Consider the following 20,558-nt stretch of genomic DNA (forward strand, 5'->3'; position numbering starts at 1 on the left):
AACATTCATTGGTGGGGAGCAGTAGATGAGCAACGACGAGTCCGGACCGGGTCTCACCGAACACCTCGCGCACGGTCCGCTCGCGCCGGCCACCGGGGCCGCCACCGGCCCGCTCATGTCCTCCGGCGGTACCGGTGACCCCTACTGGTACAAGCACGCCGTGTTCTACGAAGTACTCGCCCGGGGGTTCAGCGACTCCAACGGCGACGGGACCGGCGACCTCGCCGGGCTGGTGCAGAAGCTGGACTACCTCCAGTGGCTCGGGATCGACTGCATCTGGCTGCTGCCGATGTACGAGTCCCCCCTGCGCGACGGCGGCTACGACATCTCGGACTACTTCAAGATCCTCCCCGAGTTCGGCACCACCGCCGACTTCGTGGAGCTGCTGGACGAGGCGCACCGGCGCGGCGTCCGCGTCATCACCGACCTGGTGATGAACCACACCAGCGACCAGCACCCCTGGTTCAAGGCCTCCCGGGAGGACCCCGAGGGCCCCTACGGCGACTTCTACGTGTGGTCCGACACCAAGGACCGCTACGAGGACGCCCGGATCATCTTCGTCGACACCGAGACGTCCAACTGGAGCTACGACGAGGTCCGCGGCCAGTACTACTGGCACCGGTTCTTCTCCCACCAGCCCGACCTCAACTTCGAGAACCCGGCCGTCCAGGAGGCCATCCTGGAGGTCCTGCGCTACTGGCTGGACCTGGGCATCGACGGTTTCCGGCTGGACGCGGTGCCCTACCTGTACGAGCGCGAGGGCACCAACTGCGAGAACCTCAAGGAGACGCACGAGTTCCTCAAGCGCGTGCGCTCGGAGGTGGACCGCCTCTACCCCGGCCGGGTCCTGCTGAGCGAGGCCAACCAGTGGCCGTCCGAGGTCGTCGACTACTTCGGCGACCACGAGTCGGGCGGCGACGAGTGTCACATGAACTTCCACTTCCCGCTGATGCCGCGCATGTTCATGGCGGTGCGCCAGGAGCAGCGGTTCCCGATCTCGGAGATCCTCGCCCAGACCCCGGAGATCCCGGCCAACTGCCAGTGGGCGATCTTCCTGCGCAACCACGACGAGCTGACCCTGGAGATGGTCACCGACGAGGAGCGCGACTACATGTACTCCGAGTACGCCAAGGACCCCCGCATGCGCGCCAACGTGGGGATCCGCCGGCGGCTCGCGCCCCTGCTGGACAACGACCGCAACCAGATCCAGCTCTTCACCGCCCTGCTCCTGTCCCTGCCCGGGTCCCCGGTCCTGTACTACGGCGACGAGATCGGCATGGGCGACAACATCTGGCTGGGCGACCGCGACGCCGTGCGCACGCCCATGCAGTGGAGCGCCGACCGCAACGCCGGGTTCTCCACCGGCGACCCCGGGCGCCTGTACCTGCCGCTCATCCTCGACCCGGTGTACGGCTACCAGGCGGTCAACGTCGACTCCCAGCGCGCCAACCCCGGCTCGCTGCTCCACTGGACCCGCCGGATGATCCAGATCCGCAAGCGGCACCCGGTGTTCGGCACCGGGGCGTTCACCGAGCTCGACGCCAGCAACCCGAGCGTCTTCGCGTTCATCCGCGAGCACGGCGACGACCGCATGCTGTGCGTCAACAACCTGTCCAGGCACCCGCAGCCGGTGGAGCTGGACCTGTCCCGCTACGCCGGGGTGAACCCGGTGGAGTGCGTGGGCGGTGTGCGGTTCCCGCGGATCGGCGAGCTGCCGTACCTGCTCACCCTGCCCGGCCACGGCTTCTACTGGTTCCAGCTGCCGCCCGCCGCCGACCCCGGACCCGTCCTCCCGGTCGGCGAGGAGGACGAGGCGCCGACCTACGGCCTGCCCGCGGCCGGGCTCAGCCCCCGGACCGCACTGGGCGGGCGGGCCCCCGGCACCGGGGGAGCCCACCACTCCGCGGCCACCACACCGCCCTCCGGAGAGAAGGGGAACAGGCCCGACTGACATGTCCCAACTCGAAGAGCTCCTGGCCGTATGGATACCCCGTCAGCGCTGGTTCTCCGGCAAGGGGATCCCCATCCAGCAGATCCGCGTCGAGAGCCGGCACACCCTGGTGTCCGCCGGCCCCGAGGGACCCGACCTCAACCTGCTCGTCGTCCGCGCCGGACAGCGCGGCCGCAGCTCCCGCTACCAGGTGCTGCTGGGCTCCCGGCCCTCGCGCTCCCTGCCCGCGGACCTGGCCGGCACCGCCATCGGCGTCTGCCAGTCCCCGGGCGGGAGGTCGCGGGTCATCTACGACGCGGCGCACGACACCCAGCTGACCGCCATGCTGCTGGAGCGCTTCGCGGCACCGGCCGCGGCGGGCGGCGTGCGGTTCCGCACCCTGCGCGGGGAGCGGATCCGCACCGGATCCGCGGGACGGCTGCTCACCGGTGAGCAGTCCAACACCTCGCTGGTGTTCGGCGAGGACTACGTCCTCAAGACGTTCCGGCGGGTGTGGCCCGGGCCCAACCCCGACCTGGAGCTCAACCGGGCGCTGTACGGGTCGCCGTACGTGGCCCGCCCCTGCGGGTGGATCGAGGCGGACCTGCCCGGGTACGCCGAGGCCACCACCCTGGCGATGCTCCAGGACTACATCCCCGGCGCCTCGGACGGCTGGGTGCTGGCCACCGCCGACGCCGAGGCCCTCACCCGGGGCGGGGGCCGGGAGGCGGAGACGTCCTTCACCGGGGACGCCGCCCTGCTCGGGCGCACCACGGCGGAGGTGCACAGCGCCCTGGCCCGGACGCTGCCCACGGACGTGCTGTCGGTGACGGCGGTCGCCGAACTGGCCGACGCCATGGTGGAGCGGCTGGCCATGGCCAGCGCCGAGGTGCCCGAGCTGGCCGAGCACGCGCCCCGGGTGATGGAGGCCTACGCCGACTTCGCCCGGGTCGACGAGCCGCTGCCCATCCAGCGCGTCCACGGCGACTACCACCTGGGGCAGGTCATCCGCACCCGGTCCGGGGGGTGGGTGCTGCTCGACTTCGAGGGCGAGCCCAACGTCTCCGTCGCCGAGCGCCGGCGCCCCTCCAGCCCGCTGCGGGACGTGGCCGGGATGCTGCGCTCCTTCGACTACGCCGCCGGGTACCTGCTGGTCGGCCACCCCGACGACGAGGAACTGGAGTGGTCGGCGCGGGCGTGGGCCCGGGCCAACCGCGAGGCGTTCTGCCGCGGCTACGCCGACGGCGGCGGCGCCGACCCCGAGAAACACCTGGCCGTGCTGCGGGCCTTCGAGTTCGACAAGGCCGTGTACGAGGTGCTGTACGAGGCCCGCAACCGGCCGCACTGGCTGCGGGTACCGCTGGAGTCCATCGCCTCCGCGGCGGTGGCGCCCCCGGTGCCCCGGTGACCGGCGGCCCGCCGTCCGCGGCGGGCCGCCCGCCCTGCTCCCCTCCCCTGCCTGTCCACCGTCCCTGTTCACGAGTACCACGGAGCCGCATTGTCCTCGCCACGCAGCGAACAGCGTCCGCGCGCGACCACCGATGAGGAGACCGCGAAGAAGTCCGGGAGCAAGGCCGCCTCCGCGGAGAAGACCGGGAGCAAGGCCGCGCCGGAGAAGAAGAAGGCGCCGCGGGCGCGCAGCGGCGGCACGGCCGCCTCCGGGGCCGCGCCGGCGAAGAAGGCGGTGCCCGCCCGGGCGGCGTCCGGGGGGAAGGCGGCATCCGCGAAGAAGGCCGCGCCCGCGAAGAAGGCACCGGCCGCCGCGGAGGCCGCGGCCCCGAAGAAGACCGCGGCCCCGAAGAAGGCACCGGCCGCGGCGAAGGCCGCGTCCGCGGGCGGGTCCGCCGCCGAGAAGCCGCAGGCCCGCAAGAAGGCCTCGGCGGGCACCTCGCCCGCCACCAGGGGCCGCGCCAAGGCGGCCCCGGCGGGGAGGGCGCCCGCACGCACGGCCCCGGCCCGGGCGGCCGCGGGGCCGGCCGAGGAGATCGACCGCCTGGTCGACGGCCACCACCACGACCCGCACTCCGTCCTGGGCGTGCACGCGCGCGGCCGGGCGACCGTGGTGCGGGTGCTGAGGCCCCACGCCGTCGAGGTCCACCTGGAGCTGCGCGACGGCGAGCGGGTGCGGGCCGAGCACCTGCACCGGGGCGTGTTCACCGCCCAGGTGCCCGCGAAGAAGCTCGGCGACCCCGCCGAGTACCGGGTCGCGGCCCGCTACGAGGACGGCGGCGAGCACGTCGCCGCGGACCCGTACCGGTTCGCGCCCACCCTGGGCGACCTGGACCTGCACCTCGTCGGCGAGGGCAGGCACGAGGAGCTGTGGCGGGCGCTGGGAGCCCACACCCGCACCGTGGAGACCGGTGCGGGCGAGGTGTCCGGCACCTCCTTCTCGGTGTGGGCCCCCAACGCGCGCGGGGTGCGCCTGGTCGGCGACTTCAACCTGTGGAACGGCACCGGCCACCCCATGCGCAGCCTGGGCGGCAGCGGCGTGTGGGAGCTGTTCGTCCCCGGGGTGGGCGACGGCGCGCTGTACAAGTTCCAGGTGCTGGGCGCCGACGGGCACTGGAGCGAACGGGCCGACCCGATGGCCCGGGCCACCCAGGTGCCCCCGCAGACCGCCTCGGTGGTCACGACGTCCTCGCACGTGTGGTCCGACCAGGAGTGGATGGCCGAGCGCAAGGGCGTGGAGCCGCACCGGGCGCCGATGAGCGTGTACGAGGTGCACCTGGGGTCGTGGCGGCCCGGGCTCTCCTACTCCGAGCTTGCCGAGCAGCTCGTGGAGTACGTCACCGAGCTGGGGTTCACCCATGTGGAGCTGCTGCCGGTGGCCGGCCACCCCTACGACGGGTCCTGGGGGTACCAGGTCACGTCGTACTTCGCGCCCACGCCCCGGTTCGGCTCGCCCGACGAGTTCCGGCACCTGGTGGACTCGCTGCACCGGGCCGGGGTCGGCGTCCTGCTGGACTGGGTGCCCGCGCACTTCCCGCGGGACGAGTGGGCGCTGGCCCGGTTCGACGGCACCGCGCTGTACGAGCACCCGGACCCGCGCCGGGGCGAGCACCCCGACTGGGGCACGCTCATCTTCAACTACGGGCGCACCGAGGTGCGCAACTTCCTCGTGGCCAACGCGCTGTACTGGCTGGAGGAGTTCCACATCGACGGGCTGCGGGTGGACGCGGTGGCGTCCATGCTGTACCTGGACTACTCGCGCGAGGACGGCGGGTGGGAGCCCAACGTGTTCGGCGGCCGGGAGAACCTGGAGGCGATCGACTTCCTCAAGGAGCTCAACACGGTCGTGTACCGGCGCAACCCGCACGCGGTGATGATCGCGGAGGAGTCCACCGCCTACCCGGGGGTGACCCGGCCGGTGGACCAGGGGGGGCTCGGGTTCGGGCTCAAGTGGAACATGGGGTGGATGCACGACACCCTGGAGTACGTCGCCAAGGAGCCGGTCCACCGGCAATACCACCACGACGAGGTCACCTTCTCGATGGTGTACGCGTACAGCGAGAACTACGTGCTGCCGCTCTCGCACGACGAGGTGGTGCACGGCAAGGGCTCGCTGTTCAACAGGCCGCCGGGGGACGAGTGGCAGCGGTCGGCCAACCTGCGGGCGCTGCTGGCGTTCATGTGGTCGCACCCGGGCAAGCAGCTGCTGTTCATGGGCGGCGAGATCGCCCAGGGCGACGAGTGGTCGCACGTGGACGGGGTGCCGTGGTGGCTGCTGCGCTACGACCACCACGCGGGGGCGCAGCGCCTGGTCAAGGCGCTCAACGACCTCTACCGGCCGCGTCCGGCGCTGTGGTCGCTGGACACCGACCCGGCCGGGTTCCAGTGGCTCGACGGCGGTGACCGCGAGGGCAACACCCTGTCGTACGTGCGCCGGGGAGAGGACGGCTCGGCACTGGTGTGCGCGGTGAACTTCTCGCCGGTGCCGCGCACGGACTGGCGGATCGGCCTGCCCTGGGAGGGGCGCTGGGCCGCGGTGCTCAACACCGACGAGGCCCGGTTCGGGGGGTCGGACCACCCGGCGCCCTCGCACGTGGAGGCCCAGGCCCAGACCTGGCACGGGCAGCCGTTCTCCGCGGAGATCACGCTGCCGCCGCTGGGCGCGGTCTGGTTCGAGCACCGGCCCTGAGCCCCGCGGGTCCGGGCACCGGCGTCGGACCGGTGCCCGGGCCGGGTCCGCGGCGCCCCGCGGCGCCGCCCCGGTGGCACGGGCCACGGGCGCCGCAGGGCCCTATGCGGGCGCCGGACCCGGGTCCGCGGGACACTCGCCTGCGGCGGGACCCGCCCGGAGCGGCGGGGGCGGCGTCCCGCCGGTCAGGAGTCGCGCCGGTGCCAGGCGGTGAGACGGGCGACCGCGTCGTCCAGGACCCCGTCCTTCTTGCAGAAGGCGAAGCGCAGCAGGTGCTCGCCCTCCTTCTCCCGGTCGTAGAACACCTGCGCCGGGACCGCCGCCACCCCGGCCTCCCGGGGCAGGGCGCGGGCGATGTCCACCCCGCTCGTGTACCCCAGCGGCCTGATGTCGGCCATCACGAAGTAGGTGCCCTCGGACACTCCCACGTCGAAACCGGTCTCGGCCAGCCCGGCCGCCAGCCGGTCCCGCTTGCCCTGGAGCGCCGCGCGCTGGGCCGCGATCCACTCCCACTCCCCGTCGATCGCGTCGGCGATCGCGAGCTGGAGCGCGCCGTTGGCGCTGAAGGTCAGGAACTGGTTGACCGTGCGCACCGCCGTCACCAGCGGCTCGGGACCCATGACCCAGCCCGTCTTCCAGCCGGTGACCGCGAACATCTTGCCCACCGAGGACACCGACACGGTGCGCTCGCGCATGCCCGGCAGGGTCGCCAGCGGCACGTGCGGCCGGCCGTCGAAGGTCAGGAACTCGTACACCTCGTCGGTGAACGCGAGGAGGTCGTGCTCGCGGCACACGGCCGCGATCTCCTCCAGCTCCGCCGCGGTGAACACCGTCCCGGTCGGGTTGTGCGGGCTGTTGACCAGCACCATGCGGGTCCGCGGCCCCACCGCGGCGCGCAGCTCCGCCGGGTCGAAGGTGAACCGGCCGGTCTCCGGGTCCGGGCGCAGGGTGACCGGGCGGCGCACCCCTCCCGCCAGCGTGATCATGGCGGCGTAGGAGTCGTACATCGGCTCGAACACCACGACCTCGTCGCCGTGCTCGATCAGGGCCAGCATCGCCGCGGCGATGCCCGCGGTCGCCCCCACCGTGATGTACACCTCGGAGTCGGGGTCCAGCTCGATCCCGTAGTGGCGCGACCGGTACCGGCTGACCGCCCGGCGCAGCTCCGGACGCCCCGGCCCGGGCGGGTACTGGTTGACGCCCTCCAGGATGTTGCGGGAGGCGGCCTCCAGCAGGGAGCGCGGTCCGTCGGTATCGGGGAAACCCTGGCCGAGGTTGACCGACCCGGTCTCCGTGGCGAGCCGCGTCATCTCGGCGAAGATCGTCTCACCGTACACGCGCATTCGTTCGATCAGGTGCAACTTCTACCTCGACAGTCCTGGGCGGCCCCGCCGGGTGTCCCTGGAGGACGCGGGGCGTCTTCGACAACCGTACGGCCCCACGCGTGTGGGGGCCGGGCGCCGGTCCGGTACCCGGCCCCCACACGCGTGGGGCGGGACCCCCGGGTCCCGCCCCACGTACGCGTCGGCCCCTCACAGGAGCAGGGTGAGCACGATCCACACCACCGGACCCGCGATGAGAAGCGAGTCCAGCCGGTCCATCAGGCCGCCGTGGCCCGGCATGAACCGCCCCATGTCCTTGACCCCGAGGTCGCGCTTGAACAGCGACTCGATGAGGTCGCCGACCGTCGCGGCCAGCGCGACCGCCAGCCCCAGGACGACGCCGACCCACCAGGGGCCGTCCAGCATCAGCACCACGCACAGGGCCCCGGCGAGGGCACAGCCGATGACGGATCCGCCGAAGCCCTCCCAGGTCTTGTTCGGGCTGATCACCGGCGCCATCTTGTGCCGGCCCAGGAGGATGCCGGCGAAGTAGCCGCCGATGTCGCTGGAGATCGTCACCAGGATGAACGTCACCAGGCGCTGCTGCCCGTCCTCGGGATGGGCGATCAGCAGCATCCAGGTTCCCAGCAGGAACGGCAGGTAGGCCAGGATGAACAGGCTCGCCGAGGTGTCGGCGACGAACCCGCCCGCCCCGCCCTTCAGCCGCCACACCAGGACCGCGATGGCGGTCACGGCGGTGGTCCCCACCAGCCAGTCGGCGCCGCCGAAGTAGGCGGCGGCCTGCATGGCGACGCCGCCGGCGGCCAGGGGGACCACCGCGACGTCCATGCCCTTGGCCGCGAAGGCGCGGTTCAGCTCGCGCATCCCGATGAGCACCCCGGCGGAGGTGATCAGGGTGAACAGCGCGGGGAGGGGGAAGATCGAGAAGAAGACCAGCGCGCCCAGGAGGCATCCGCTGGCGATGGCCAAGGGGAGGTTGCGGCCGGTCTTGACCGGCTCGCCCCCCGGTTTGTGCAGCACGAAGCGCTGCCCGGCGGCCTTGTCGGCCCCGGCGTCGCCGGGGCCGACCTGCTGAGCGTCGTCGGGTCTGTGCTCCGGCGAGTGGTCATCGCCTCCGGAGCCGCTGGAAGGAGTCGTCACCGGCTAGACCTCAAGGAGTTCCGATTCCTTGTGCTTGAGCAGCTCGTCGATCTGGCCGACGTACTTGTGCGCCAGCTCGTCCAGCTCCTTCTGCGCGCGGTGGGCCTCGTCCTCGCCGACCTCGCCCGCCTTGACGGCCTTCTCCAGGTCGTCCTTGGCGCGGCGGCGGACGTTGCGGATCGCGATCTTGGCGTCCTCGCCCTTGGTGCGCGCGACCTTCACGTACTCCTTGCGGCGCTCCTCGGACAGGTCCGGGAAGACGACCCGGATGACCTGGCCGTCGTCGGACGGGTTGACGCCGAGGTCGCTGTTGCGGATGGCGTTGACGATCGCGGTCCGGGAGGTGACGTCGAACGGCGAGATGACCACCATGCGCGGCTCGGGGACCGAGAAGGACGCGAGCTGGTTGATCGGCGTCTGCGTACCGTAGTACTCAGCGGTGACCTTGTTGAACGTCGCCGGGGAGGGACGCCCGGTGCGGATCGTCGCGAAGTCCTCCTTGGCGACGACGACGGCCTTCTCCATCTTCTCCTCGGCTTCGAGGAGGGTCTCTTCGGTCATGGGGCGCTCCCGGTTCTCGGCTGTGGTGTGCGTGGCTTGCGGATACCGCCGTGGCCGCCTCAGGCGGGGGCGGGACCGACGATGGTGCCGATCTTCTCACCCCGGACGGCACGCAGGATGTTGCCCTGGCTCATCAGGTCGAAGACGACGATGGGCAGCCCGTTGTCCATGCACAGGCTGACGGCGGTGGCGTCCATGACCTTGAGGCCGCGGGTGAGGACCTCGTTGTAGTTGAGCTTGTCGAACTTGACCGCGTCCGGGTTGCGGCGGGGGTCGGAGTCGTAGACCCCGTCGACCTGGGTGCCCTTGAGGACGGCCTGGGCGCCGATCTCCAGGGCGCGCTGGGCCGCGGTCGTGTCCGTGGAGAAGAAGGGGGCGCCCAGTCCGGCGCCGAAGATGACCACACGGCCCTTCTCCAGGTGGCGGACGGCGCGGCGGGGGATGTACGCCTCGGCGACCTGGCTCATGTGGATGGCGGTCTGGACGCGGGTGTCCACGCCCAGGCGCTCCAGGAAGTCCTGGAGGGCGAGGCAGTTGATGACGGTGCCGAGCATGCCCATGTAGTCGGCGCGACCGCGCTCGATGCCGCCCTCGGTGAGCTGGGCGCCGCGGAACATGTTGCCGCCGCCGACCACCACGGCGACCTGGATTCCCTCGGACACGGCCTCGGCGATGGACTCGGCGACGTACTGGACGACCTCCGGGTCGATGCCCAGGCCGCCCCCGCCGGCGAACGCCTCACCGGAGAGCTTGAGCATCACGCGCTTCCAGCCTGCGTCGTGCATGGCGGGTTCGGTGTTCGTCGCTGCGTTCACGGCCTGTGGCCTCCCTTGTCGTCCCCGAGCGGCACAGGGTCCCCCGAGTGCTCCTGCTGCGGTCGGCGGGGGCACCCACGCCCCCGAAACCGCCTATATCCACCGAAGGTGCCGGGGAGAACGTTCTCCCCGGCACCTCCATCATGTCAAAACCTAGGCCTGGCCGACCTTGAAGCGGGCGAAGCGCTTGACCGTGACGCCGGCGGCGTCGACGATCTGCTGGACCGACTTCTTGTTCTCCTTGACGAACGGCTGGCCGAGCAGCGTCACGTCCTTGAAGTAGCCGTTGAGGCGGCCCTCGACGATCTTGGGGATCGCCTGCTCGGGCTTGCCCTCCTCGCGGGTGGTCTGCTCGGCGATGCGGCGCTCGTTCTCGACGACCTCGGCCGGGACCTCGTCCTTGGAGACGTACTGCGGGGCCATCGCGGCGATCTGCTGCGCGAGGTCCTTGCCGACCTCTTCGTCGACCTTGTCCAGCTCGATCAGGACGCCCATGGTCGGGGGCAGGTCCGGGTCGGACTTGTGGAGGTAGGCGGAGACGAAGGCGCCGTCGAACTTGGCGAAGCGGCGGAACTCCAGCTTCTCGCCGATGATCGCGCTCTTCTCCTCGATGTAGCCCTGGAGGGACTTCCCGGGCTCGATCTCGGCGGCGGCGACGGTGGCGAGGTCGTCACTGGCCTGGGCGGCGACGAAGTCGGCGACCTGGTCGGCCAGCTCGATGAACTGGGAGTTCTTGGCGACGAAGTCGGTCTCGCAGTTGAGCTCGATCAGGGTGGCCTTGCCCTCGCCCTGCTGGCGGAGGACGACCGTGCCCTGGCCGGCGGTACGGCCCGCGCGCTTGTCGACGGACTTGGCGCCCTTGATGCGCAGGGCCTCGACGGCCTTGTCGAAGTCGCCGTCGGCCTCGGTCAGGGCCTTCTTGCAGTCCATCATGCCCGCGCCGGTCATGTCGCGCAGCTTCTTGACGTCCGCGGCGGTGAAGTTCGCCATGACTGTTGGATTCCCTTGGAAGTGAAGTCTGTACGGAAGGTGAGCGGTCCGTACACCCCGCGTGCCGCCCCGCTCGGAGGCGGAGCGGCACCGGGGTGTCGTGGGTCCCTGGGGACCGACTGCTACTCGGAGGCCGGGGCCTCGTCGGCCGCGGGAGCCTCGGCGGCGGGGGCCGGGGTCTCGTCGGCGGCGGGGGCCTCGGCGGCCGGGGTCTCCTCGACCGCGGGGGCCTCGGACTCGATGGCGGCCTCGACCTCGGGGGCCGGGGTCTCGACCGGGGCCTCGGTGAGGGTCTTCTCCACGTCGGCGGAGTCGGCGGTCTCACCCTTGCCTTCGAGGATCTCCCGCTCCCACTCGGCCAGGGGCTCCTCGGCGGCCTTCTGCTCACCGGCGCCGGAGCGGGTCAGCAGGCCGTCGGCCACGGCGTCGGCGATCACGCGGGTCAGCAGGCTGACACTGCGGATGGCGTCGTCGTTACCCGGGATCGGGTAGTCGACCTCGTCCGGGTCGCAGTTGGTGTCCAGGATCGCGACGACCGGAATGTTGAGCTTCCGGGCCTCGCTGATCGCGATGTGCTCCTTCTTGGTGTCCACGATCCACACGGCGCTGGGCACGCGGGACATGTCGCGGATACCGCCGAGGGTGCGCTCCAGCTTCTCCTTCTCACGGCGGAGGTTGAGGAGCTCCTTCTTGGTGAGCGAGGAGCCGGCGACGTCGTCGAAGTCGATCTCCTCCAGCTCCTTGAGGCGCTGCAGCCGCTTGTGGACGGTGGAGAAGTTGGTGAGCATGCCGCCCAGCCAGCGCTGGTTGACGAAAGGCATGCCGACGCGGCGGGCCTGCTCGTCGATGGCCTCCTGCGCCTGCTTCTTGGTGCCGACGAACAGGACGGTGCCGCCGTGGGCGACCGTCTGCTTGACGAACTCGTAGGCGCGGTCGATGTGCGCCAGCGACTTCTGGAGGTCGATGATGTAGATGCCGTTGCGCTCCGTGAGGATGAAGCGCTTCATCTTCGGGTTCCAGCGACGGGTCTGGTGCCCGAAGTGGACGCCGCTCTCCAGGAGCTGGCGGGTCGTCACGACTGTGGCCATGACAGGTCCTCCTAGTGGTGGCGGGGATAGGGCTCCCCGCCTTCGGTTGTTCCTGACGCCCCGGCCGTACCGCCACTCCGCCGAGGCGGTGTGGACCGTGGGTACGACCCCTCCGGAGGGAGGCTGGTGGACGTGCGTAGTGTGTTCGGCCCGGTGGACCACAGACGATTCTATCCTCCGCGGGGCACGGGCCGGACCTGCGCAGGCGGCGGACCCCGCCGTTGTCCACAGGTCCACGGAAGGGGCCGCGCGCCGGGCCCGGTGCGGGGAGCCTGGAGGGGTGCGAATCCTGCTGCTCCTGATGCTCCTCCTCCCGGCCCTCCTCCTGTCCCCGCCGCCCGCCCCGGTGCCCCCGGCGGACCGCGCCTGGAACTGGCCGCTGGACCCGCCCCCGCGGGTGCTGCGGCCCTTCGACCCGCCCGGACGCCCCTGGCTCCCCGGTCACCGGGGCGTCGACCTGGCCGCCGAGCCGGGCCGGGACGTCCTGGCCGCGGGCCCGGGCCGCGTGCACTTCGCCGGGACGGTGGCGGGCACGCCCGTGGTGTCGGTGTCCCACGGCGAACTGCGGACCACCTATCTCCCGGTGGAGACGGACCTGGCCCGGGGCGACCCGGTGCGGGGCGGCCAGGTGATCGGCACCCTGGCCGAGGGGCCCCGGCACTGCGCGGACCGCCCGTGCCTGCACTGGGGCCTGCTCAGCGGCCGGGAGTACCTGGACCCGCTGTCCCTCCTGGGCCCCGTGCGCACCCGTCTCCTCCCGCGTCCGGGCCCCGCCGGAACGGCCTCGCAGTGACCTTGCTCCCATCCGACCCGGCCGGGGTGGCCTCCGCCGCCCCGCGGGCGCCCCACCGGCCCCGGGGCGGCGGCCCCGCAGGCCGCCACAGGTCACGTCCACTGGGGTGGTGCGGCTTTCTCGCGCCTGCGTCCTTGCGGGTCATCGCGACGGTCGGCCGGTACCGGGCGGCCACCGCACACCGGTGGGTCGCCTACCGGGGTGGACCAGGCACCGCATGCGGCGGTGGGCCGCCCTGGAGGCCGCCACCGCTGCGCATCCGCCAGGCCAGGGCCGGAAAGGTGACACCACTCGACGGGACACCATCCGCCGCCGAGCCGGACCACGGTCGGCGGGCGGCCACGGGGAGGCCGCACCCGCGGCGGACACCGGTGCCCGCCGCGGGGACCGGCTCCGGGGGCCGGTCCCACCCGGGCCCACGGGTCACCGGAGGCACCGCCGGGCGGCGGAGCGCCGGACGCGGGACGGCTCAGGCCCGGGGGTGGGAGCGGCGGTAGACGTCGCGGAGGCGGTCCACGGAGACGTGGGTGTAGATCTGCGTGCTGCGCGGACTGGCGTGACCCAGGAACTCCTGGACGCTGCGCAGGTCGGCACCGCCGTTGAGCAGGTGGGTGGCGGCGCTGTGGCGCAGGTCGTGCGGGGCGGCGTCCAGCCCCGCGGCGCGCAGGTGGGCGTGGACGTCCTCGCGGGCGCGGCGCACGTCGAGCCGTCCGCCCCGGGCCCCCAGGAACAGCGCGGGACCGCTCGTCGGGACGACCAGGTCCGGGCGGCCCGCGGCGAGCCAGTCGTCCAGGGCGTCCAGGGCGGGGGCGCCCACCGGAACGGTGCGCTCTTTATCGCCCTTGCCCACCACGCGGACCGTGCGGCGGGAGCGGTCGACGTCGTCCAGGTCCAGGGCGCACAGCTCGGCGACCCGCACGCCCGTGGCGTAGAGCAGCTCCACCACGGCCCGGCGGCGCGTTCCCACCGGGGAGCCGTCCACCGGGTGCGACAGCGCCGCCTCGGCCTGCCCCTCGTCCAGGACAGTCGGCAGGCTGCGCCGCTGGGCGGGCGCGGACAGGCGCGGCCCCGGGTCGGCGGCCAGCAGGCCCTCCCGGTGCAGGTAGCGGGTGAAGGCGCGGACGGCGGCCACCCGGCGGGCGACCGTGGACCGGCCCGCGCCCCGGTCGCGGGCGCGCGAGAGCCAGGCGCGCACCGCCGGGACGTCGAGGTCGCCCACGCCCAGGCCGTGCTCCTCCAGGTCCTCCAGGAGCGAGCGCAGGTCGGCGAGGTAGCCGCGCACGGTATGCGGGGAGCGGCCCAGCTCGCCCGCCAGGTGTGCGGCGAACCCCTCCAGCGGGTTCACCCGCGGGGCAGGCACGCCACCCCGTCGATCTCCACCATGTACGTGGGGTCGATGAGGCCGCTCACCTCGACCAGCGTCGCCGTGGGCCGGTGGCCCTCGGGCAGGCGGGCCACGAGCGCGGAGCGGAACTCCTCCAGGTCGCTGATGTGGCGCAGGTAGTAGGTGAGCCGCACCAGGTGGGTCAGGTCCGCGCCGTGGCGGGCGAGGACCTCCTCGATGTTGTCGAGGACCTGCCGTGTCTGGCCGCCGATGTCCCCGGCGACCTCGCCGTCGGGCGCAAGGGGGACCTGGCCCGAGACGAACAGCAGCGGACCGTCGGCGATCAGGGCGTCACTGTAGGACTTGGCCATGCCCGAACGGTACCAGCGCTCCCCCGGCGGGGCCGTGCGACGACCACGCCCCGCGCGAGTCCGGCCCCGGCGGGGGCGCCCGGGCGCGCGCGGGCGGCCGTGGCCCGCACGACGGTCCGGCCGTTGGCCGCGGGCAGGTGACGGGCGGGGAAGGCCTCCACCGCGCCCCCGCGGGTGGCCGTCGGGTCCCGGCGGAGTCGTCGGCCGCCGGGGCGGGGCCGCCCCGCACCGAGGCCGCGGGTGGTCGCGGCCCGCCCCGCGGACACCGCGCGCTCGGAAGCCGACCCGCGCCGGAACGACCCCGGCCGGGCGGCCGAAGCGGACCGGCCGTCCACGGCGGAGCCCGCTCCGGCCGCTCTCCCGCGCGCGGGGTCACCGGGTGCGCCGCCATCCGGCGGGGCAGCGCTCCACCAGTCCGGCGGCGGCCAGCAGCCCCAGTGCCCGCATGGTGGGCTCCAGATCCCGTCCGCAGGCCCGGGCGATGACCGCGGGTCCGCCGCCGCTCCGCGGGATCGCGTCCAGCACCCGGGCGCTCTCCGGGGCCAGTTCGGCGCTGAGCCGCACCGGGCCGGGTGCGACCCCTCCCAGCGGGCCGATCTGGTCCAGCACGTCTTCGGCGCAGGTGACGCAGGCCGCCTGCCGGTCGCGCAGGAGCAGGTGGCAGCCCGCGGACATCGCCGAGGTGACGGGGCCGGGCGAGCCTGTTTCCTGGGGTGCCGTTTCGGGTCCGGCTCCAGCGTCGGCGACCAGGCGGGGGTCTACACGCCCTTCGATTCGGACTGGCGGCAGACCGACCATGCCCAGGTGGGGCGTGCCCGCGTTCGGCAGCGCGTCCATGATCCGCGCCCACACCCCGTCCGCCTGCCACCTCTTCCAGCGGGTGTGGATGCTGTTGCCGTTGCCGTACCGCTCGGGGATCTCGCGCCACGTGCACCGGGTGCGCGCCTTGAACAGCACCGCGTTCAGCACCGCCCGCCCGTCCAGCATCGTTCCCGAGTGCGTGCGGCGCCCGGCCTCCCACTCGGCCACGATGGGCTCGACCAGCGCCCACGCCTCTTCGTCCAGCTCGGCCGGAACAAGCCGATCGTTGTCGATGAACCAGCGCGACAGCGAACACGGCGTGCCGATCTGCGGCATCGGCACCGGACCGGTGACTGTGACCCGCACGTCCAGCAGCTGGAGCACCTCCGCGCGCTCGTCCGGCCCCAGGTCGGCCAGCCGCTCGCGCGCCCCCACGGCCAGCGCCTCCAGGTCGGTGGCGCGGGCGGTGGCCTGCTCGGCCTGGGCCAGCCACCGGGCGGCGTCGTCGCGCTCGCGCTTGAGGGCGTCCAGCTCCGCCCCCAGCTCGTCGGTGGCCGCCTTCACCAGCTCCGGGGCCACCCCGGCGCGCATGTAGTCGGCCGCTGTCCGGGTGAGGGTGGCCGAGCGCTCGGCGATCTGCGCGTCCAGCTCGGCCACCCGGGCGGCGTGGTCCACGTCCGCGCCCCGCTGGCTGTCCACCCACTCGGCAGCCATGGCACGCAGCCGGGCGGCGTCGCCCAGCAGCGCCACCACCTCGGCCCACACGCGCTGCTCCATCTCGTGCGCCGGGATGGCCGAGTCGTCGCACACCGAGTCTCCTCGGTGGTGCGCCCTGCGACCCCTGCACTTGTAGGCCGGACCAACCCCCGCGCCCGAAGGGCGATCCTTCCGGCCGGACTTTGCGCCCACGTAGTGCGCCCCGCACTGCCCGAACAGCCGACCGGACAGCGGGTACGCCCTGCGCTCGGGCCCGGTTCCCGGGCGGGTGGGGCGCAGCGCCTCGCGCAGCTCGGCCACCTCGGCGGGCTCGAAGATAGGCGGCAGCGAGATCGTCACCGTCGCGCCGTGCTTGGGCTTGCCGTCCTTGTCGAGCTTGACCCCGCGCCCGGCGCTGGCTCGGGCGGGGTTGCGGAACACCACGCGCGCCTCGGTCGTGGACTCGGCCAGTAACCTGGCACGCAGGTTGACCACCGACCAGGGCTTGCCCGAACGGGTGACCATCCCCCGGGCGTTCAGCCGTGCGGCGGTGTCGCCCACGTCCAACCCGTCCTCGACCAGGTACCGGTACGCCGCGCGCAGGACGGCGGCCTCGGCTTCGTCGATGACCAGGAACGAGCCCCGCTTGCCCTGCCCCCGGGGTCGGCGCTGGCTCTTGTAGCCGTACGGGGGCATCCCTCCGGGCCACGCGCCGTCCTCGGCCGCACGCTGCAACCCGCCCTGGGTGCGCCTGCGGATGATGGTCCGCTCCAGCTGCCCGAACGTGGACAGCACCCCGACCATGAGTTCGTCGTCCTCGGAGTCGGTGCTCACGCCCTGCGTTGCCGACACGATGGGCACGTCCAGGTCCTTGAACCGGCCCTCCAGCTCGAAGTACACGCGGTTGGTCCGGCCGATCCGGTCGAGCTTGTAGACCACGACCACGTCGACCCGTCCGGCCCTGGCGTCGGCCAGCAGCCTGTCCATCTCGGGGCGCTCCAGCAGCGACCCGGACACCCCGTCGTCGGTGTACAGGTCGGCCAGCGTCCACCCCTGCTGCTCGATGAATCGGGTGCACTCGGTGTCCTGCACGTCCAGGCCGTAGCCCTTGGTCTGGTCGTCGGTGCTCACCCTCAAGTAAGCCCCCGCGCGCAGCGTCATGCGGTTGTCCTCCTGTCGGTACGGATCGGGGCGGGGGCGCGCAGCCCCCGCCCCGATGGTTCGGTCGGGCCGGTCAGACCAGCTCGTGCTTGGTGGTGCGGCGCTCTGCGCCCTTCACCTCGTAGACGAACTCGTCGCCCTCGATCCGGCCCTCGTACGTGGCGCGCCCGACCTTGGCCTTCACGGTGTCGCTGGAGTCGGTGCCCTTCTCCTTGGCAGCGGCGCGGGCGGCTGCGCGTTCGGCCTTGGCTCGGGCTTTGGCGTGGGCGCGCTCGATGCCGCTGGCGACCATGTGGGCGAACCCGTAGCCCTCAGCGGCCTTGGCCGCGTCTCCGGTGATCGACATCCCGCCCTCGGCGCGCGTCACCTCGATGCCCTGGGCGCCCAGCCGGATCAGGAAGCCTTTGAGTCGGGCGTCGTGCCCGGGAGCGAACTGGCGGGTCGTGGTCTTGTTGCACTCCAGCCGCTCGCCCGTGTCGGCGTTGGCGAACATCGAGCACTGGCAGGGGTTGGCGGTCTTGGCCTTGGGGGCGGCCTTGGTCTCGGCGGGGGTGTTAGCGGTCTCGGTCATGTCAGCTTCCTTTCGGTTGGGGGTGTTCAGGCAGCGAGGGTGTAAGCGGTGGTCCAGCCGCGAACGGCGACCACGTCGCCCAGCTCGTCGGTGGTCACCGGGTCGGCAACAGGGGTCACCGGGCACCGGTAGTCGGCCAGGTGGGTCACGCGGTGGAGGCGATACGCGGTGACCCTGTCGAGCCGGAACGTGCGGACATCGCCCCGGCGTCGGCACCAGCCCTTGACCACCAGCGCGCCGCTGGCGGTGACCTCGACGGCGTGCAGCTCGACGGCGCGGCGCGAGACCTTGCCGTCGCGGTCCACGTACCGGAGGGTCACCACGCGCTGGGCCTCCATGGCGCCGAGCAGATGCCGAAGGGTCCGGCTGGTGTCGGTGTTGGTGCGCACGGTGTCCTCCTCGTCTGGGCGTGGGCGGGGGGCGCTGGTCGCGCCCCCCGGGGGGTCGGCTATCGGGTGGCCAGCTCGCGGATGAGCGCCTCAGCGTGGGCGCTGTCGCCGTGGTCCAGCGCCATCTGGAGCGCCATTTCGAGCGTGGCGACGTCGAACGCGGGGAGGGCGGCGGCGAACTCGTTCATTTCGGGCTTCCTTTCGGGCGGAGAAACGGGGGGCGGGCCCCCCGCGTTGTTAATACAATTAAATCATTCCGATAATTACCCCCACAATTTCAAAAGGGCGCTCCGCAAATCACGGCCTGATAAAGCCTTTGTTGTTGGAGGGGCGCTAGTCGGCGAGGGCGCGAGCCAGGGTGCGCACGTCGGCCGTGGGGTGCACCGAGCGGCTCACCAGGTCGCCGAACTGGTCGGTGTGGTCGACCACGAACGCGGCCCCGCGCACCTGGACCACCGCGCCCCCGACCACCAGCAGGGGCGCGTCCACACCGTGCAGGCCCGAGTCGATGACGCTCCCGGGGCCGAGGATGCGCAGCTCGTTGTTGAGCCGGATCAGCAGGTTCATGCTGCGCTGCCACTCGCTCATCGGGCGCACACCGCCAACCACTGGCGCACGGCTCCAGCCAGGTCGGCCATGTCAGAGGCGGAGGTCAGGGCGGGGCGCGCGGGCATCAGGCGCACGAAGGGGCGGGGCCGTGCGGCTCGTCGGGGGCGGGTCCAGCGGCTACGGTGGTTCATGTCAACATCGCTCCGTTCGGTGTTGGCCGTACCGGGAGGCGGGTAGGGTCCGCCGACCCGGTCCGGGCGTGGTCCGCTTGGGCCACGCCCGGCTTGCGTTGGTGGGGTGGCTACTGGTCAGCCGGGCGCACGTCCGCCGCGTCCCAGTCGAGCGTGTATTCGCCGGTCCACTGGGGCTCGTCGTATTCAACTTCGGCGAACTCCGTGCCCTCCTCGGTGTAGATCCGGCTGATAACGCCGCACTCGTCGTTGGGGTCGATCACCGCCGCGCCCTTGTCCAGCTGTCCCATGCCGTTCTCCCTTTGAATCGAAAAAGGCGGGGGCGAACCCCCGCCGGAATACCAATTAAACTATTACCCTTTCCCCGCGCGCAATTACCCGGCAGATATGCGCTTATATCCCTGCGAATAGCGAAAGCCCCGGGCGCTCACGGAATGAGCGCCCGGGGCTTGGGGTCGGGTCAGGCCGGAGCGGGGGCCACCCGCTCGGCCCTGACCTGCCTGGAGTAGCGGCGACCAGTGGTCAGACTGACCCCCAGGTGGTCAGCGACCTGCTGCGCGGTCAGGTCAGGCTGGTCATCCAGCAGCGCCCGCACCTGGTCAAGCCGCTCGGCCTTGGCCATCGAGGGGTCAGGTCCAGGGCCAGGGGCGACCATAGGCAGCTCGGGGTGGTCAGGTGCGGTGACCACCTGGCGGGCCCCGGCCTGGTCAGACTCGGCCGGAGTGGTCACTACGCCCCCCGGCCTGGTCGGCAGGAGTAGGCCGAGTACGACCTTGTAACTGAGTTCGAGAGCCAGCACCGGGAACAGGGCCGTTGCCACTCCGGGCCAGGAGGCCACCGCCCAGCCCACGGTGCCGTTGGCCGCTCCTGTAGCAAACAGGCCGATCACAAACGCCAGCCGGGCCCAGAAGCTCGGGTAGGTCAGGGCCACCAGCAGCCCGAGCAGGGTCAGGGCGTCGACGGTGGCAGCCGTGACGACCGCATGGGCCCCGGCCTTGCCGTACTGCTCGGCGAAGGCATGGAGGTTCGCGAAGCTCGTGAATAGCCCCGCCCCCACGATCAGGGCCAGCCCGGCTATGGCCACCGCGCGCACCGCTGCCGGGCGCTCGGGCCGTGGTTCAATTTCGTTGGGGCTCATGCGACCCTCCTGGTAGTTGACACGGGCCACCCTGCGCGTTTGGCGATGGCGGGGTGGCCCCAGCTGTGTTCGGGGCTACTGCTTGCGGGGCAGGGTGGGGCGCCGCTTCTGGCCGTGGGCGTAGACGGTTCGGGCAGCCCCGCGCTCGGCCATCGCGCGGCGCGCCATGGCGGTGCCCCGGCTGGTCTGCACCCTGGCCAGAACCTCGGCGCGCGACAGCTCGGGCGGCTCAGGGTCGGCCATCTGCTCGGCCAACTGCTCGGCGGTGCCGTACGCGGTGTCGGTCGCGGCGCGCCAGTCACCCTCTGCGGCCAGGTCGGCCACGCGCTGTGCTGCGTCTGCGGCGACCTGGCGGGCGCGCTCGTCCAGGCCGGGGGTCTGGTCCAGCACCACCCGGGCGCGCTCGGCCCCGCCTACGGTGCGCGCGCCCAGCAGCGCGTTGCGGACGCGCCCCTCAGCGGTCTTGCGCACGTCCTGTGGATCTGCCATGTCGGTTCTCCTGCCTGGTTTGATGGAAAGCGGACGCCATGGGTCCTGTTGGGGGCGCCCCCTGTCACGAGGTGGGCGCC

General features: G+C 72.4%; 21 protein-coding genes. 4 read left to right on the forward strand and 17 right to left on the reverse strand.

Annotated features, from left to right (window positions below; translation table 11 throughout):
- Positions 1–25: 25 nt before the first annotated feature.
- From treS to glgB, 3 genes are all read left to right on the forward strand, one after another.
- Entirely contained in the window at positions 26–1,951 is a 1,926-nt protein-coding gene (treS, locus tag BUE45_RS14115) for a maltose alpha-D-glucosyltransferase (protein WP_073379776.1), read from the forward strand.
- Between the two features lies 1 nt (position 1,952).
- Positions 1,953–3,338, forward strand: coding sequence for a maltokinase N-terminal cap-like domain-containing protein (locus BUE45_RS14120; protein WP_073379777.1), 1,386 nt, complete (start codon positions 1,953–1,955; stop codon positions 3,336–3,338).
- A 90-nt stretch (positions 3,339–3,428) separates the two neighbouring features.
- Positions 3,429–6,068: a 1,4-alpha-glucan branching protein GlgB gene (gene glgB, locus BUE45_RS14125; protein WP_394328515.1), complete on the forward strand. Its 2,640-nt coding sequence runs from the start codon at positions 3,429–3,431 to the stop codon at positions 6,066–6,068.
- A 185-nt stretch (positions 6,069–6,253) separates the two neighbouring features.
- Here the strand turns inward: glgB and BUE45_RS14130 are convergent, their stop codons facing one another.
- From BUE45_RS14130 to rpsB, 6 genes are all read right to left on the reverse strand, one after another.
- On the reverse strand, positions 6,254–7,411 hold the full coding sequence (locus BUE45_RS14130; protein WP_073379778.1) for a pyridoxal phosphate-dependent aminotransferase: 1,158 nt from the start codon (positions 7,409–7,411) through the stop codon (positions 6,254–6,256).
- A 189-nt stretch (positions 7,412–7,600) separates the two neighbouring features.
- A complete protein-coding gene (locus BUE45_RS14135; RefSeq protein ID WP_073379779.1) occupies positions 7,601–8,551 on the reverse strand; it encodes a phosphatidate cytidylyltransferase in 951 nt (316 codons plus the stop codon).
- Positions 8,552–8,554: 3 nt separating this feature from the next.
- Positions 8,555–9,112, reverse strand: coding sequence for a ribosome recycling factor (gene frr / locus BUE45_RS14140; protein ID WP_073379780.1), 558 nt, complete (start codon positions 9,110–9,112; stop codon positions 8,555–8,557).
- A gap of 59 nt (positions 9,113–9,171) precedes the next feature.
- Complete coding sequence (gene pyrH / locus BUE45_RS14145) at positions 9,172–9,897, reverse strand: UMP kinase (RefSeq protein WP_218619544.1); 726 nt, start codon at positions 9,895–9,897, stop codon at positions 9,172–9,174.
- Between the two features lie 183 nt (positions 9,898–10,080).
- Positions 10,081–10,917: a translation elongation factor Ts gene (gene tsf, locus BUE45_RS14150; protein ID WP_073379782.1), complete on the reverse strand. Its 837-nt coding sequence runs from the start codon at positions 10,915–10,917 to the stop codon at positions 10,081–10,083.
- 122 nt (positions 10,918–11,039) lie between these two features.
- Positions 11,040–12,005: a 30S ribosomal protein S2 gene (gene rpsB, locus BUE45_RS14155; RefSeq protein ID WP_073379783.1), complete on the reverse strand. Its 966-nt coding sequence runs from the start codon at positions 12,003–12,005 to the stop codon at positions 11,040–11,042.
- A 280-nt stretch (positions 12,006–12,285) separates the two neighbouring features.
- On the opposite strand from rpsB, the gene BUE45_RS14160 reads away from it, so the two are divergent.
- Positions 12,286–12,798, forward strand: coding sequence for a M23 family metallopeptidase (locus BUE45_RS14160; RefSeq protein WP_245833159.1), 513 nt, complete (start codon positions 12,286–12,288; stop codon positions 12,796–12,798).
- 469 nt (positions 12,799–13,267) lie between these two features.
- Here BUE45_RS14160 and BUE45_RS14165 read toward each other — a convergent pair whose 3' ends face one another.
- The 11 genes from BUE45_RS14165 to BUE45_RS14205 all read right to left on the reverse strand — a co-directional run bounded on the left by BUE45_RS14165 (position 13,268) and on the right by BUE45_RS14205 (position 20,478).
- Complete coding sequence (locus BUE45_RS14165) at positions 13,268–14,143, reverse strand: tyrosine recombinase XerC (protein WP_073379784.1); 876 nt, start codon at positions 14,141–14,143, stop codon at positions 13,268–13,270.
- Positions 14,140–14,493: a RidA family protein gene (locus BUE45_RS14170; RefSeq protein WP_073379785.1), complete on the reverse strand. Its 354-nt coding sequence runs from the start codon at positions 14,491–14,493 to the stop codon at positions 14,140–14,142. Before BUE45_RS14170 ends, BUE45_RS14165 begins: the two co-directional genes overlap by 4 nt.
- 372 nt (positions 14,494–14,865) lie before the next feature.
- A complete protein-coding gene (locus BUE45_RS14175) occupies positions 14,866–17,121 on the reverse strand; it encodes a recombinase family protein (protein ID WP_178378533.1) in 2,256 nt (751 codons plus the stop codon).
- A 103-nt stretch (positions 17,122–17,224) separates the two neighbouring features.
- Entirely contained in the window at positions 17,225–17,722 is a 498-nt protein-coding gene (locus BUE45_RS14180; RefSeq protein WP_073379787.1) for a hypothetical protein, read from the reverse strand.
- Positions 17,723–17,748: 26 nt separating this feature from the next.
- On the reverse strand, positions 17,749–18,111 hold the full coding sequence (locus BUE45_RS14185) for a WYL domain-containing protein (RefSeq protein WP_073379788.1): 363 nt from the start codon (positions 18,109–18,111) through the stop codon (positions 17,749–17,751).
- A 59-nt stretch (positions 18,112–18,170) separates the two neighbouring features.
- Entirely contained in the window at positions 18,171–18,299 is a 129-nt protein-coding gene (locus BUE45_RS33830; RefSeq protein ID WP_281256343.1) for a hypothetical protein, read from the reverse strand.
- Positions 18,300–18,444: 145 nt separating this feature from the next.
- Positions 18,445–18,699 carry a hypothetical protein gene (locus BUE45_RS14190; protein WP_073379789.1) on the reverse strand — a complete coding sequence of 85 codons (255 nt, stop codon included), beginning with the start codon at positions 18,697–18,699 and terminating at the stop codon, positions 18,445–18,447.
- Entirely contained in the window at positions 18,696–18,851 is a 156-nt protein-coding gene (locus tag BUE45_RS32530; RefSeq protein WP_178378534.1) for a hypothetical protein, read from the reverse strand. Before BUE45_RS32530 ends, BUE45_RS14190 begins: the two co-directional genes overlap by 4 nt.
- A gap of 110 nt (positions 18,852–18,961) precedes the next feature.
- Positions 18,962–19,141, reverse strand: a complete 180-nt coding sequence (locus tag BUE45_RS14195; RefSeq protein WP_073379790.1) for a hypothetical protein — start codon at positions 19,139–19,141, stop codon at positions 18,962–18,964.
- A 170-nt stretch (positions 19,142–19,311) separates the two neighbouring features.
- Positions 19,312–19,989 carry a DUF2637 domain-containing protein gene (locus BUE45_RS14200; RefSeq protein ID WP_143173353.1) on the reverse strand — a complete coding sequence of 226 codons (678 nt, stop codon included), beginning with the start codon at positions 19,987–19,989 and terminating at the stop codon, positions 19,312–19,314.
- 75 nt (positions 19,990–20,064) lie between these two features.
- The gene (locus tag BUE45_RS14205; RefSeq protein ID WP_143173354.1) at positions 20,065–20,478 is read right to left on the reverse strand and encodes a hypothetical protein; all 414 of its coding nucleotides are present in this window, start codon (positions 20,476–20,478) and stop codon (positions 20,065–20,067) included.
- Between the last annotated feature and the right edge of the window lie 80 nt (positions 20,479–20,558).

Origin of the sequence: Nocardiopsis flavescens (assembly GCF_900141985.1) — a bacterium.
Lineage (GTDB): Bacteria > Actinomycetota > Actinomycetes > Streptosporangiales > Streptosporangiaceae > Nocardiopsis > Nocardiopsis flavescens.